Raw genomic sequence first — 15,339 nt, forward strand, 5'->3', positions numbered from 1 at the left:
GACCGACACCATGCGACCGCTTACCGGACCGCTCCTCCTCGCCGCCGTCCTAGCCGGCAGCTTCAGCGCGCCGCCGGCGGCCGCCGCAACGCCGTCGGCCTCCCATCCGCTGCTCGGGATCTGGGTCCTGAGCATCCCCCAGCTCGGCTGCTCCGAAACCTACCACTTCCGCGGCGACGGCACCACCCTGGTCAAGAGCGCGCAGGAAGTGTCGGAAAGCGAGTTCACCGTCACCGAAAAGCCCAGCGCCAAGGGTTTCTACAAGCTCGAAGACCGCATCGTGAAGGACAACGGCAAGCAGGACTGCTCGGGCGAAGTGATGCAGGTCGGCACCAAGGCCACCAACTACCTGCGCTTCCATCCGTCCGGAGCGCGTTTCGTGATGTGCCAGGACGAGTCGATGCAGGCTTGCATCGGGCCGTTCGAGCGGATGCCGGCGCAGGGGATTTGAGGCGGATACCGTGTCGCTACCTGGGACAGGCCAAGGCTTCTTGATGTTCGGCCTAATGCCGTATTGCCTCTACATTTTTGCGCATGGAATCAACGCGTTCGACAGTGACTAGAGAATCGCTTTTTCAATCGCTTATCCGTAGGTATGCAACTCATCGCTATCCTGGATAACTCTCATGACAAATTCAGAAAAGGTTTTTGCGGCAATAGCTGAATGTGTACTTCCTAAACCGAAGACATAGCCAAAGGTAGAGGATTTATTGTTTAGGTCAATAATGTAATATACACATTCGATTGCATAGTCCGCGCAAATTAACATTTGCTCTGGCAAAGAACTCGCCACATGATCATTGGGGAACTCTGTACAAGCGGGCCGCCATTCTTCGATGGGCCAGAAGCGCATCCATGAGGCATCGGTGTAGGTCTCCGCACCGTTCATGATGAGATAATTCCGCTTTACATCAGCAGGCAAACGCACGCCGTATCGACGCTCGACAGACTCGAATAGCTTCTGGCTTGCTGGCGTCCCAGGCGTTCCCCCGAGAGAAATGAGTTGTTCGCGGACGGTATGAAAATCCATGAATTTCAATTGTCCATTGCAGACTGGGTTTGAAGTGACGGGCCCGCTATCCATCGCCGCGAACTTCCCTTCGAGACTGCGCGAGCGAAGTGCCAACGCCATCCTGATACTTTTGACGTCGTGAGTCCACTTGGGCAAGACCAGCGAAATCACGATGCCTTCAATTTCCGAAACGACACCGATAAACAATGCAATCCAGAGGAAAGGACCAGCGTCATCGAATACCATGATGGCACTTACCGCGACCAGCAGCGATATGCCAAACAGCTTCGCGCTCAAGGCATGGTAGCTGGCGCCGCGACCGAAGCGCCACCAGTCCAGGGGATAACGGAGAAGTTCCAAAGCGATCACCAGACCGATACCCCAGCTGTGCGCGTACATGATCGAGGGGTGGCTGAACCACAGGCTGACCGCGATCGCAATGACATACACCGTGTCGGCAATGCTGTCCGCCTGCCGCAAGCCGGGTGTCGCGCTTCCCCATCGGCGCGCCAGTTTTCCGTCCAGCCAGTCGGTCAGTGCGGCGAAAGCGAACTGTCCCATCCAGACCGCCTTCGGGAAATGCGCAATCGCCAGCCATATCGCGACCGGCGCCAGCAGGATCCGACTCATGACGAGCATCCAAGGGATGAGACGTTTCATCTGAATGAAGAAAAAGAATTCGGCCCAGTGTACGAAGCTGTTGTATTTTGAGCAAGCGCCAGATGCCGTGAGGTCCCGATCGAGGCGCCGTCAATACCAGGAACGACCTTCGGCACGGTCGGGACCCGATCGCCGGCACGGTGGCCCAGCACCCATCTTCGGTGTATATTGCTCGGCGGTTAGTCAATCGTTATCGGAACCCTGATGTCCCCGGCACTTCTCTTCTGCATCCTCATCGCTTATTTCGCACTGCTGCTCGGCGTTGCCTGGGCAACTTCGCGCAACGCCAACAATGACAGCTTCTTCATCGGCAACAAGAGCAGCAACTGGATGCTGGTCGCCTTCGGCATGGTCGGCACCACGCTGTCCGGCGCGACCTTCATCAGCGTGCCGGGCGCGGTCGGCATCGACGCCTTCGGCTACGGCCAGGTGCTGATCGGCTATGTGTTCGGCTACATCGCCGTGGTCTACCTGCTGCTGCCGCTGTACTACCGGCTCAAGCTGACCTCGATCTACACCTACCTCGACGGACGCCTCGGGCGCCGCGCCTACCAGAGCGGGGCCGGCTTCTTCATCCTGTCGCGGCTGTTCGGCGCCACCGCGCGCCTGTACCTGGTGGTGGCGGTCCTGCAGGACATCATCCTCGACAGCCTCGGCATCCCGTTCTGGCTGACCACCTTCGTCATCCTCGGCATGATCCTGCTCTACACCTACCAGGGCGGCGTGAAGACCATCGTCTGGACCGATACCCTGCAGACCACCTGCATGCTGGTCGGCCTGTTCGCCTGCGTCGGCTTCATGCTGGGCCAGCTCGACCTGAGCATCCCGCAGGCCCTGCAGCAGATGCACGAGCGCGGCCTGTCGCGCGTGTTCACCTTCGACGCCAACAGCCCGAACTTCTGGCTGAAGCAGATCGTGGCCGGCGCCTTCATCGTGGTGACCATGACCGGCATGGACCAGGAGATGATGCAGAAGACGATCTCCGTGAAAACCCTGGGCGACTCCCAGAAGAACCTGCTGAGCCTGACCGCGGTGCTGGTGGTGGTGCTGTCCAGCTTCCTGTTCCTGGGCGGCCTGCTGTACCTGTACGCGCCGGTTGCCGGCGTCACCGCCACCGGCGACAAGATCTTCTCGACGGTCGTCATGAGCCATTTGCCGGCCGCGGTGCAGATCATCTTCCTGATCGCCCTGATCTCGGCCCTGTTCCCCAGCGCCGACGGCGCCATCACCGCGCTCACGTCCACCTTCTGCATCGACATCCTCGGCATCAAGCGCCGCGACGACATGACCGAGGACGCGAAGCTGCGCCTGCGCCGCCACGTCCACCTCGGCTTCGCCCTGCTGTTCCTGCTGATGGTGCTGTTCTTCAAATGGGTCGACAATCCGAGCATGATCGGCGTGATCCTGAAGCTGGCCGGCTATACCTACGGACCGCTGCTGGGCCTGTTCGCCTTCGGCATGATGACCAGGCGCACGCTGAACGACCGCCTGGTGCCGGTGGTGACGGTCGGCGCGCCGATCCTGTGCGCGCTGCTCGAATACAACCAGCACTACCTGCTCGGCAGCTACCGGCTGGGCTTGGAGTTGCTTATCGTCAATGGCGCGCTCGTGTTTATCGGCTTGTTGGCCATCTCGCGCCGCGCGACCATCAAGCCGGCCACAGTCACCGCCTGACTTATAATCAATTAACTAAAACCGGGGTCAGAGTCAAAATTTTGGAAATTACCTGCAAGACCTTGCCAAAATTCGGAGTCTGACCCCGGTTTTAAGAAATTTATCGGAGCCACCATGCCTTTCAAGCCTATGACCTCCTTGCGCCGCGGTATCGGTTCGCTCTGGCGCGGCATCGATGCCACCCGTCGGTTCGTGCTGAACCTGCTGTTCCTCATCATCCTGATCATGCTGCTGTGGGCGATGTTCGGCGGCGGCATCAAGCCGCTGGCGCCGAAGACGGCCCTGGTGCTCGACCTGAAGGGCGAGCTGGTCGAAGAGAAGGCCGGCAGCGTGCGCGATTCGCTGGTGGCCGGCCTGTCCGGCAATGCGCGCCGCCTGATCCAGCTGCGCGACATCCTGACCGTGCTCGACGCCGCCGCCAAGGACGACAACATCAACAGCGTGGTGCTGCTGCTCGACGAGATGGATGGCGGCGGCCTGGCCTCGCTGCGCGAGTTCGGCGCCGCGGTCGACAGGGTCAGGGCGGCCGGCAAGACGGTCGTGGCCTGGGGCGGCACCTACGACCAGAAGCGCTACATGGTCGCCTCGCACGCGAACGAAGTCTACCTGCACCCGATGGGCATGGTGCTGATCGAGGGCTTCGGGCGCCACCGCAACTATTACCGCGACGCCCTCGACAAGATCGGGGTCACGGTCAATCTGATGAAGGTCGGCACGTACAAGAGCTTTGCCGAGCCGTATATCGGCAACGGCCCGTCGGATGCGGCCAGGGAGGCCGACAGCTTCCTGTACAACGCCCTGTGGTCCAGCTACACGGCCGAGGTCGAGAAGGCGCGCAAGCTGCCGGCCGGCGCCATCGCCAAGGGCATCGAAGAACTGCCGCAGCGCATGGCGGCCGCCAACGGCAACGCCGGCAAGGTGGCGCTGGACTGGAAGCTGATCGACGGCCTCAAGACCCGCGACGAAGTGCGCGCCCTGATGGTCAAGCGCGGCGCCTGGGACGAGGGCAGCAAGAGCTTCCGCCAGGTTTCGTTCCACGATTACCTGTCGCGCAATCCGCCGAAGGTGCTGGGCGACGCCGTCGCCGTCGTGGTCGCCGCCGGCGACATCACCGAAGGCACGGGCGGCCCCGGCATGGTGGGGGGCATCTCGACCGCCAACATGATCCGCGCCGCGCGCGAAGACAAGCAGGTCAAGGCCGTGGTCCTGCGCATCAACTCGCCGGGCGGCAGCGCCTACGGCTCCGAACTGATCCGCCGCGAGCTGGAACTGACGCGCAACGCCGGCAAGCCGGTGGTGGTGTCGATGGGCGACGTGGCGGCCTCGGGCGGCTACTGGATCTCGATGGCGGCCGACGAGGTGATCGCCGACCCGAACACGGTGACCGGCTCGATCGGCGTGTTCGCGATCCTGCCGACCGCCGACAAGGTGGTCGACAAGCTGGGCATCCACACCGCCGGCGTGACCACGACCTGGCTGGCCGACGCCTACAATCCGCTGCGCCCGCTCGACCCGCGCTTCGGCCAGGTGGTCCAGGCCAGCATCAACCACATCTACGACGAGTTCACCACCAAGGCCGCGATCGCGCGCCGCACCACGCCCGAGAAGATCGATGCCGTGGGGCAGGGCCGGGTCTGGACCGGCGCCCAGGCCAAGGAGCGCGGCCTGGTCGACCGTCTCGGCAGCTACGGCGACGCGCTGCAGTCGGCCGCTAAGCGCGCCAACCTGGGAAGCGACTTCCGCGTCGCCTACGCCGAGCGCCCGGACACCCTGTTCGAGCGGATGCTGGAGCGCCTGGGCCTGTCCGAAGCCCAGGCCCTGACCGTGCAGGTCAAGCTGGGCCTGCTGCCGGCCGACCTGAGCCTGGAGGCCCTGCCGGCCGGCGCCGCGGCCGGCGTGGCCAAGGACCTCGGCTGGCTGTCGGCGGTGGCATCGCGCCGCCAGCCATTCGCGGCGGTGACCCACTGCCTTTGCGAAATCCCCTGATGGCCTTTACAAGCGTCAAGGCTTTGTAACAAGTTGTACGGCCGGTCGGGCCGGACCCACGGGCGCGGAGCCAATCCGCGCCCGTTTTCGTTTTTGCTTGGTACGTTACGAAACATAAGGCCGAGGCGCTCCGTGCTAATCTCGGCTGGTCATTTTATTGTGCTTTTGAACACTCGGCCGCCAAGGAATCGCATGAACCCGACCGTCACCCCCGAAAAGGAAAAGACAGCCACCCGACCCCGGCGCACCCGCCGTTCGCGCGTGATCGGCGCCATCGTCGCCATCCTCGCGATGGCCGGCCTGGGCTGGCTGGCCTGGCACCTGACCCACCAGCCCGCCGGGACCGGCGCGGGCGCGGGCGCGGGACCGGGGGCGCGCGGGCAGGGCGGTGGGGCCGCGGGGCCGGGCGGCGGTGGCCCGGGCGGCGGCGGACGGGGCGGACGCGGCGGCATGGCGGCCACCACGGTCGGCGTCGGCAAGGCCGAGCGCAGCGACATCCCGATCACCCTGGAAGCCCTCGGCACCGTGACCCCGGCGGCAGTGGCGACCGTGCGGCCCCAGGTCGGCGGCGTGCTGCAGAAGATCACCTTCACCGAAGGCCAGCTGGTCAAGGAAGGCCAGGTCCTGGCCACCATCGACGCCCGCCCGGCGCAAATGAGCCTGCTGCAGGCCACCGGCCAGCGCCAGCGCGACGAAGCCCAGCTCGAAAGCGCGCGCGTGCTGCTGCAGCGCTACCGTACCCTGCTGGAACAGGACTCGATCGCGCGCCAGGACGTCGACACCCAGGCGGCCCTGGTCAAGCAGCTCGAAGGCGCGGTCACCACCGACAAGGCGGCCGAAGGCATCGCCCGCATCAACCTCGGCTACACCCAGGTGCGCGCGCCGATCTCCGGCCGGGTCGGCCTGCGCACCGTCGACATCGGCAACCTGGTGAACAGCGGCGACGCCAACGGCATCGCCGTGATCACCCAGATGTCGCCGATCGACGTCGAATTCGCGGTCCCGCAGGACCAGCTGCCGGCGCTGCAGCAGCGCATCAACGAGAACGCGCAGATGCAGGCCATCGCGATGGACCGCACCCGCACGCAGAACCTGGCGACCGGGCGCTTCTTCGCGATGGACAACCAGGTCGACACCCAGACCGGCACCGTGCGCGCCAAGGCCCGCTTCAGCAACGACGGCGGCAAGCTGTTCCCGAGCCAGTTCGTGAACCTGCGCCTGCAGGTCAACACCATCAGGAACGCCGTCACGGTGCCGGTGACGGCCCTGCGCCACGGCGCCAACGGCGACTTCGTCTACGTGCTGGACCCGCAAACGAAAACGGTGGCGCTGCGCAACGTGAAGCGCGGCCAGGCCAACGCCGAGCGGATCGAGATCACCAGCGGCCTGGAGGGCGGCGAGACCGTGATCACCGAGGGCGCCGACCGCCTGAAGGATGGGGCCAAGGTGACCCTGCCGGGCGATCGTCCGGCCGGCGCCGGCGGACGGCGCGGGCAGGGCGGGCAGGGCGGGCAGGGCGGGCAAGGCGCGGCCGCGGCGCCGGGCGCTGCGCCGGAACAGGGGCAGCAGGCGCAGCCGGGGCAGCAGGGCGAGCGACGCCACCGCCGCCAGCAGCAGGCGGAAGGGGCCGCGCAATGAGGGCAGTTGCTCGGGACGCGGCAATATGCCCGTCGTTCCCGCGCAGGCGGGAACCCAAGCTTGCATGCGCTTCGTTAGCTCGAGCGGACCTTGGATCCCCGCCTTCGCGGGGACGACGTGGTGGGGCGCAGGGACGACGTGGTGGGGCGCGGGGACGACTGAGTAGTGTGCGGGGGCCGCGTCACGAGGTGCCAGCATGAGCCCCTCCGCTCCCTTCATCCGCCGCCCGGTCGCCACCTCGCTGCTGATGCTGGCGATCGTGCTGGCCGGCCTGGTCGGCTATAAGTTCCTGCCGCTGTCGGCGCTGCCCCAGGTCGACTTCCCGACCATCCAGGTGCAGACCCTGTACCCGGGCGCGAGTCCGGAAGTGATGGCGCGCACCGTGACGGCGCCGCTGGAGCGCCAGTTCGGCCAGATGTCCGGCCTGTCGCGCATGAGTTCGACCAGCGCGGCCGGCGTGTCCGTCGTCACGCTGCAGTTCAGCCTCGGCCAGACCCTCGACGTGGCCGAGCAGGAAGTGCAGGCCGCGATCAACGCCGGCGGCTCGCTGCTGCCGACCGACCTGCCGGCGCCGCCGGTCTACGCCAAGGTCAACCCGGCCGACGCGCCGGTGCTGACGCTGGCGATCACCTCCGACACGATGCCGCTGACCGAGGTGCAGAACCTGGTGAACACCCGCCTGGCGCTGAAGATCAGCCAGGTGACGGGCGTCGGCCTGGTGACCCTGCAGGGCGGCCAGCGCCCGGCGGTGCGGATCCAGGCGAATACCGAAGCGCTGGCGGCCAACGGCCTGGGCCTCGACACGCTGCGCACCGCGATCACGGCCGCCAACGCCAACAGCGCCAAGGGCAGCTTCGACGGCCCGGCGCGCGCCTACACCATCAATGCCAACGACCAGCTGGTGACGGTGCCGGACTACACCAACCTGATCGTCGCCTACCGCAACGGCGCGCCGGTGCGCCTGGGCGACGTCGCCCGCGTGGTCGACAGCGCCGAGAACGTCAGGCTGGGCGCCTGGGCGAACATGAAGCCGGCCATCATCCTGAACGTGCAGCGCCAGCCGGGCGCCAACGTGATCGCCACGGTGGACGCCATCAAGGAACGCATGCCCGAGCTGCAGGCCAGCCTGCCGCCGACCCTGCGCGTGGACGTGCTGTCCGACCGCACCAACGGCATCCGCGCCTCGGTCGAGCACGTGCAGATCGAGCTGGTGCTGGCCGTGGTGCTGGTGGTGCTGGTGATCTTCGCCTTCCTGCACAGCGTGCGCGCCACCGTGATCGCCAGCCTGGCCGTGCCGATCTCCCTGGTCGGCACTTTCGGCGTGATGTACCTGCTCGGGTACAGCCTGAACAACCTTTCCTTGATGGCGCTGACGATCGCCACCGGCTTCGTGGTCGACGACGCCATCGTCATGATCGAGAACATCTCGCGCTACATCGAAGAAGGCGAGAAGCCGATGGCCGCCGCGCTGAAGGGCGCGACGCAGATCGGCTTCACCATCATCTCGCTGACGGTGTCGCTGATCGCGGTGCTGATTCCGCTGCTGTTCATGGGCGACGTGGTGGGCCGGCTGTTCCGCGAGTTCGCGGTGACGCTGGCGATCACGATCCTGATCTCGGCCATCGTCTCGCTGACCCTGGTGCCGATGATGTCGGCGCGCTGGCTGCGCCAGCACGACAATTCTCCTAACGCGCCGCATCAAAGCCGATTTGGACGCTGGTTCCAGGCCACCTTCGACAACACCATCGGCTACTACGACCGCTCGCTGAACTGGGTGCTGGAGCGCCAGGGCCTGACCCTGCTGGTGGCGCTGGCGACCCTGCTGCTGACGGCGCTGCTGTGGGTGTTCATCCCCAAGAGCCTGTTCCCGACCCAGAACACGGGCCAGCTGCAGGCCCGCGTCGAAGCGCGCCAGGCGATCTCCTACGAAGCGATGACCGAGATGCAGCAGGCCGCCGCGCGCGCGATCCTGGCCGACCCGGAAGTCGCCTCGCTCAGTTCGACGGTCGGCGTGGACGCCGCCAACAACACCATGCTGCACACCGGCACCATGCTGATCAACCTGAAGGAGGGGCGCGGCGACCAGGAAGAGCTGATGAACCGCCTGCGCCAGCGGGTCGCCCGCAACGTGGCCGGCGTCACGCTCTACCTGCAGCCGACCCAGGACCTGACCATCGACGCCGAGAGCGGCCCGACCCAGTACCGCCTGTCGATCGAAGGCGCGGACACCAAAACGGTCACCGAATGGTCGCGCAAGCTGGCCGAGGCCATGGCCCGGCGCAAGGAAGTGCGCAACGTGGTCACCGATGCCGGCGCGACCGGCGCAGCGGCTTTCGTGAACATCGACCGCGACAGCGCCTCGCGCCTGTCGGTGACGGCCTCGAACATCGACGACGCCCTGTACAGCGCCTTCGGCCAGCGCATCGTCTCGACGATTTTCACCGAAACCAACCAGTACCGCGTGATCCTGGAAGCCCAGCAGCCGCAGGACATGACGCTCGACGCGCTGGCCAACCTGCAGCTGCGCACCGGTTCCGGCCAGCCGACGCCCCTGTCGGCGATCGCCTCGATCACCGAGCAGGCCGCGCCGCTGCAGATCACCCATGTCGCCCAGTACCCGGCCACCACGATCGGCTTCGACACGGCGTCCGGCGTGAAGCTGGGCACGGCCGTCAACGCGATCAAGGAAGTGGCGCAGGAAATCAAGCTGCCGGCCTCGGTGACGATGACCTTCCTCGGCGCTTCCGGGGCTTACCAGAACTCGCTGTCGAACCAGCTGTGGCTGATCCTGGCGGCGGTGGTGTGCGTCTACATCGTGCTGGGCGTGCTCTATGAGAGCTACATCCACCCGCTGACCATCCTGTCGACCCTGCCGTCGGCCGGCGTCGGCGCGCTGCTGGCGCTGATGGTGACGGGGCAGGGCCTGGGCGTGATCGGCATCATCGGCATCATCCTGCTGATCGGCATCGTGAAGAAGAACGCGATCATGATGATCGACTTCGCCATCGAGGCCGAGCGCGACGAGGGCAAGGACCCGCGCACCGCCATCCACCAGGCGGCGATGCTGCGCTTCCGCCCGATCATCATGACGACGCTGGCCGCGCTGTTCGCGGCGGTCCCGCTGATGCTGGGCTGGGGCGAGGGCGCCGAGCTGCGGCGTCCGCTGGGCCTGGCGATCTTCGGCGGCCTGATCGTCAGCCAGATGCTGACCCTGTTCACCACGCCGGTGATCTATCTCGCCTTCGACCGCGTGGCGCGGCGCTGGGGCGGCGAAGCCCCGTCCAGGCCGCACGGCCCCGGCTCGGACGACGGCCCGGATGGCGGCCATCCCGCCGCCAGGCCCGCGCCGCAGCAGCCGGCACTGCTGTCGCCGCAGCCCACCGATACCGCGTCGCGGACCGGCGGCCCGCACGGAGCCGGCGCATGAACCTGTCGCAGCCGTTCGTGCGGCGCCCGATCGCGACCGTGCTGCTGACCCTGGGCCTGGCCCTGGCGGGCATCGCCGCCTTCTTCGTGCTGCCCGTCTCGCCGCTGCCCCAGGTCGACTTCCCGGCCATTTCGGTGTCCGCCAGCCTGCCGGGCGCCAGTCCGGACACGATGGCGTCCTCGGTCGCGACGCCGCTGGAGAGGCGGCTGGCGGTGATCGCCGGCGTCAACGAGATCACCTCGAACAGCGGCAACGGCTCGACCCGCATCAACCTGCAGTTCGACCTGAACCGCCAGATCGATTCCGCCGCGCGGGAAGTGCAGGCGGCGATCAACGCCTCGCGCGCCGACCTGCCGGCCACCCTGCGCAGCAACCCGACCTACCGCAAGGCCAATCCGTCGGATGCGCCGGTCATCATCCTGGCGCTGACCTCGAAGACGCGCAGCCCCGGCCAGATCTACGACGAGGTCTCGAACATCGTCCAGCAGAAGCTGGCCCAGGTGCGCGGCGTCGGCGACGTCGAGATCGGCGGCGGCTCGCTGCCGGCGGTGCGGGTCGACCTGAATCCCTTCCAGATGAACCGCTACGGCCTGTCCAGCGAAGACGTGCGCGCGGCGATCCAGGCCAGCAACCCGAACCGGCCGAAAGGCGCGCTGGAGGGCAGCGGCATGCGCCTGCAGATCTATTCGCAGGCCAACACCCCGACCAACGGCCGCACCGCCGCCGACTACCGCGGCCTGGTGGTGGCCTGGCGCGACGGCGCCGCGATCCGCCTGCAGGACATCGCGGATGTCACCGACGGCGTCGAGAACATCAACACCCTCGGCCTGTTCAACGGCCAGCCGGCGGTGATCGTGCTCGTCACCAGCCAGCCCGGCGCCAATGTCATCGAGACCGTGGACGGCGTGCGCGCGCTGCTGCCGACCCTGCAGGCCCAGCTGCCGCAGGACGTCAGCATGCAGGTGGCCTCCGACCGCACCAACTCGATCCGCGCGTCGCTGCGCGAGATCGAGCTGACCCTGATGATCTCGATCCTGCTGGTGGTGGCGGTGGTCAGCGTCTTCCTGAGGAGCGTGCGCGCGACCATCGTGCCGGCGGTGGCGACCGTGGTCTCGCTGCTCGGCACCTTCGGCGTCATGTACCTGCTGGGCTTCTCGATGAACAACCTGTCGCTGATGGCGCTCACGGTGGCCACGGGCTTCGTGGTCGACGACGCCATCGTGGTGCTGGAAAACACCAGCCGCCACGTCGAGCAGGGCATGGACCGCATGAAGGCGGCCCTGCTGGGGGCGCAGGAAGTGGGTTTCACGGTGCTGTCGATCAGCCTGTCGCTGGTGGCGGTGTTCATCCCGCTGCTGTTCATGGGCGGGCAGGTGGGCCGGCTGTTCCGCGAATTCGCGGTGACCCTGTCGGCGGCGGTGCTGATCTCGCTGGTGATCTCGCTGACCACCACGCCGATGCTGTGCGCCGTGCTGCTCAAGGGCGGCCACAAGGACGGGCAATTGCGGCGCCAGCCGGGCCGGCTGGCGCGCTGGTCGGAGCGCGGCTTTAACCGCGTGCTGAAGGCCTACGAACATGCGCTCGACTGGGCGCTCGACATGAAGCTGCTGGTGATGCTGATCCTGGCCTTCGTGGTGGGCCTGAACGTGTTCCTGTTCTCGGCGGCGCCGAAGGGCTTCTTCCCGCAGCAGGACACGGGCCAGATCAACGGCGGCATGCGCGCCGACCAGAGCATCTCCTTCCAGGCCATGCAGCAGAAGCTGCGCCAGCTGGTCAACATCATCAAGAGCGACCCGGCGGTGGACACCGTGGTCGGCTTCACCGGCGGGTCGCGCGCCGGCGGCGGCTTCATGTTCCTGAACCTGAAACCGGTCGGCGAGCGCGCCAAGGGCGACACCGGCCAGGCCGTGATCGCGCGCCTGCGGCCGAAGCTGGCCCGGGTCACCGGCGTGCAGCTGTTCCTGAACCCGGTGCAAGACCTGCGCATGGGCGGGCGCCAGAGCAACTCGACCTACCAGTACACGCTCAAGAGCGACAACCGCGCCGACCTGCGGATGTGGGCAACGCGCCTGGCCGACGCCATGAAGCAGCAGAAGGCGCTGACCGACGTCGACACCGACCAGGCCGAGAACGGCGTCGAGACCTATGTCGAGATCGACAAGGAAAGCGCGGCGCGCCTGGGGATCAGCGCAAAGGACGTCGACAACGCGCTGTACAACGCCTTCGGCCAGCGCCAGGTCGCCAACATCTACGATGAGCTGAACCAGTACCACGTGATCATGGGCGTGGCCCAGAAGTATGCGCAATCGCCGGAAGCGCTGAACGATGTGTATGTGCCGGCCAAGGCGGCGGCGTCGTCCACCGCGAGCGCTGTGACGAGCGGTTCCGGCAACGCCGCCGCCAGCACCGGCGTGGGCTCGGCCGCGGGCACGGTCGGCGCAGGGACTGGCAGCACCGGCGGCACCGGCAGCAGCGCGGCGTCCGCCGGCACCCCGGCCAGTCCGGCCAACCTGACCGCGGCGCGCGATCCGTCGAGCGGCTCGGCGCTGTCGACCGGCGCCACCACCATGGTGCCGCTGTCGGCCATCGGCAGGTTCTCCGAGCGCTCGACCCCGAGCTCGGTGAACCACCAGGACGGCGAGCTGGCGACGACCATCTCCTTCAACCTGGCGCAGGGCTATTCGCTGTCGGACGGCCAGGCCGCGGTGCATGACGCCGAGGCGGCGATCGGCATGCCGGTCAACGTGCGCGGCAGCTTCCAGGGCCAGGCCAAGCAGGCGCAGGAATCGAACAAGCAGCAGCCGCTGCTGATCCTGGCGGCCATCGTCGTCATCTACATCGTGCTGGGCATCCTGTACGAGAGCCTGGTACACCCGATCACGGTGCTGTCGACCCTGCCGTCGGCGGGCGTCGGCGCCGTGCTGGCGCTGCTGATGTTCCACATGGAGTTCTCGATCATCGCGCTGATCGGCGTGTTCCTGCTGATCGGCATCGTCAAGAAGAACGCGATCCTGATCATCGACTTCGCGCTCGATGCGGAGCGGGCGCACGGGCTGTCGGCCACCGAGGCGGTGCGCGAAGCCTGCCTGCTGCGCTTCCGTCCCATCCTGATGACGACCCTGGCCGCGGCGCTCGGCGCACTGCCGCTGGCGATCGGCTTCGGCGAAGGCTCCGAACTGCGCCAGCCGCTGGGCATCGCCATCATCGGCGGCCTGCTCGCCAGCCAGCTGCTCACGCTGCTGACCACGCCCGTGGTCTACGTCTACATGGACAAGCTGCGCCGCGCCAGCCCGGACGAGCACGAGCTGGCGCGCCACCCCCGAGAACAACATCCTTCGATTTCCCATCCATGACCAAGCAAACCACGCCCATCTCTTCCCTCGTCGCCGTGGCTGCGGCCGCGCTGCTGGCCGGCTGCGCCGTCGGACCGGCCTACCAGCGCCCGGCGACCCCGGAACCGGCTGCGTACAAGGAATTGCAGGGATGGGTGCCCGCGGCGCCCGCCGACGCGCTCGAACGCGGGCCCTGGTGGACCCTGTTCGGCGACCCGCAACTGAACGAGCTGGCGGCCAGCGTCGAGGTCTCGAACCAGAACGTGGCGGCGGCGGTGGCCGCGTACGCCCAGGCGCGCGCGCTGGTGGCGGAGCAGCGCGCCTCGCTGTTCCCGAACCTGACCCTGAACGGTTCCGGCACCCGTTCCGGCACCCGCGGCGGCGGCAGCGGCAACGCCACCGTCGACGCCAACGGGAATATCGTCGGCGGCAGCGGGAGCGATGGCGGCAGCGTGCGCAACGCCTACCGGCTGTCGCTGGGCACGAGCTGGGAACCGGACGTGTGGGGCCGCTTGCGCGCGGGCGTCAGCGCCGCCGGGGCCAGCGCCCAGGCCAGCGCCGCCGACCTCGCATCGGCGCGGCTGTCGGCCCAGGGCGAAGTCGCGGCCGACTACCTGCAATTGCGCGCGCTCGACGCCCAGCGTGCGCTGCTGGCCACCACCATCGAAGGCTACCAGCGGGTGCTGACGATCACGCAAAACCGCTTCAATGTCGGCATCGTGCCGCATTCGGACGTCTACCAGGCCGAGACCCAGCTCACCAGCGCGCAGAGCGACGACCTGGGCCTGGCCCGCCAGCGCGCCCAGCTCGAGCATGCGATCGCGGTGCTGGTCGGCAAAGCCCCGTCCGAATTCGCGATCGCCCCTTCGCCGGGGTGGCGGGTCACGGTGCCGGAGGTGCCGGTCGGGGTGCCGTCGACCTTGCTGCAGCGCCGCCCCGACATCGCCGCCGCCGAGCGGCGCGTGGCGGCGGCCAACGAGCAGATCGGCATCGCGCGCTCGGCTTACTTCCCGAACATCGGCCTGAACGCATCGCTCGGCACTTCGGCCAGCAAGGTCGGCGACCTGTTCAACGTGTCGAGCGCGGCCTGGTCCTTCGGCCTGTCGGCGGCCCAGACCCTGTTCGACGCCGGCGCCACCCGCGCCCGCGTACAGGGCGCGCGCGCCGCGCACGAGGAATCGGTGGCGCGCTACCGCCAGACCGTGCTGGACGCCTTCGCCGACGTCGAAGACCAGCTGGCCGCCACCCGCGTCCTCGCCCAGCAGCAGGACCTGCAGCGCCGCGCCTCGGAAGCCGCCGACAAGGTCGAGCAGCAGGTGCTGAACCGCTACAAGGCCGGCCAGGTGAGCTATTCGGAAGTGGTGCAAGCCCAGGTCACCGCCCTGAACGCCCGCCGCGCGCTGGTCCAGACCCAATCCACCCGCCAGGCCACGGCCGTGGCCCTGATCCAGGCCCTGGGCGGCGGCTGGCACGCCGAGTGATCTCCATCAAACCGGGGTCAGACTCCCGATTTTGGAAAGATCGCTAAGGAAACGATCACGGCGGCCGACGCCGCCGCTCCCATGGGCAGTGGCGCCCGGATCGATTCAGTCTTGCCATGAAGCCATTGC

Annotated in this window: 8 protein-coding genes; 7 read left to right on the forward strand and 1 reads right to left on the reverse strand. The window is 67.3% G+C overall.

The genetic code is table 11. The features are described from left to right. The first annotated feature begins 10 nt into the window (after positions 1 to 10). Positions 11 to 451 carry a hypothetical protein gene (locus AC3A6M_RS03475; protein ID WP_487851343.1) on the forward strand — a complete coding sequence of 147 codons (441 nt, stop codon included), beginning with the start codon at positions 11 to 13 and terminating at the stop codon, positions 449 to 451. A 132-nt stretch (positions 452 to 583) separates the two neighbouring features. Here AC3A6M_RS03475 and AC3A6M_RS03480 read toward each other — a convergent pair whose 3' ends face one another. Next, positions 584 to 1,672, reverse strand: a complete 1,089-nt coding sequence (locus AC3A6M_RS03480; RefSeq protein WP_487851344.1) for a CDP-alcohol phosphatidyltransferase family protein — start codon at positions 1,670 to 1,672, stop codon at positions 584 to 586. A 204-nt stretch (positions 1,673 to 1,876) separates the two neighbouring features. Between AC3A6M_RS03480 and AC3A6M_RS03485 the strand changes: the two genes are divergently transcribed. From AC3A6M_RS03485 to AC3A6M_RS03510, 6 genes are all read left to right on the forward strand, one after another. Continuing rightward, complete coding sequence (locus AC3A6M_RS03485) at positions 1,877 to 3,346, forward strand: sodium:solute symporter (protein ID WP_487851345.1); 1,470 nt, start codon at positions 1,877 to 1,879, stop codon at positions 3,344 to 3,346. 114 nt (positions 3,347 to 3,460) lie between these two features. Beyond that, entirely contained in the window at positions 3,461 to 5,332 is a 1,872-nt protein-coding gene (sppA, locus tag AC3A6M_RS03490) for a signal peptide peptidase SppA (RefSeq protein ID WP_487851346.1), read from the forward strand. A 192-nt stretch (positions 5,333 to 5,524) separates the two neighbouring features. Further along, positions 5,525 to 6,970 carry an efflux RND transporter periplasmic adaptor subunit gene (locus AC3A6M_RS03495; protein ID WP_487851347.1) on the forward strand — a complete coding sequence of 482 codons (1,446 nt, stop codon included), beginning with the start codon at positions 5,525 to 5,527 and terminating at the stop codon, positions 6,968 to 6,970. 196 nt (positions 6,971 to 7,166) lie between these two features. Further along, on the forward strand, positions 7,167 to 10,397 hold the full coding sequence (locus AC3A6M_RS03500; RefSeq protein WP_487851348.1) for an efflux RND transporter permease subunit: 3,231 nt from the start codon (positions 7,167 to 7,169) through the stop codon (positions 10,395 to 10,397). After that, complete coding sequence (locus AC3A6M_RS03505) at positions 10,394 to 13,750, forward strand: efflux RND transporter permease subunit (protein ID WP_487851349.1); 3,357 nt, start codon at positions 10,394 to 10,396, stop codon at positions 13,748 to 13,750. Before AC3A6M_RS03500 ends, AC3A6M_RS03505 begins: the two co-directional genes overlap by 4 nt. Then, entirely contained in the window at positions 13,747 to 15,210 is a 1,464-nt protein-coding gene (locus AC3A6M_RS03510) for an efflux transporter outer membrane subunit (protein WP_487851350.1), read from the forward strand. The genes AC3A6M_RS03505 and AC3A6M_RS03510 overlap by 4 nt, the downstream gene beginning before the upstream one ends. The last annotated feature ends 129 nt before the right edge of the window (positions 15,211 to 15,339 follow it).

This window comes from Telluria sp. Soil_C_11, from assembly GCF_057657395.1.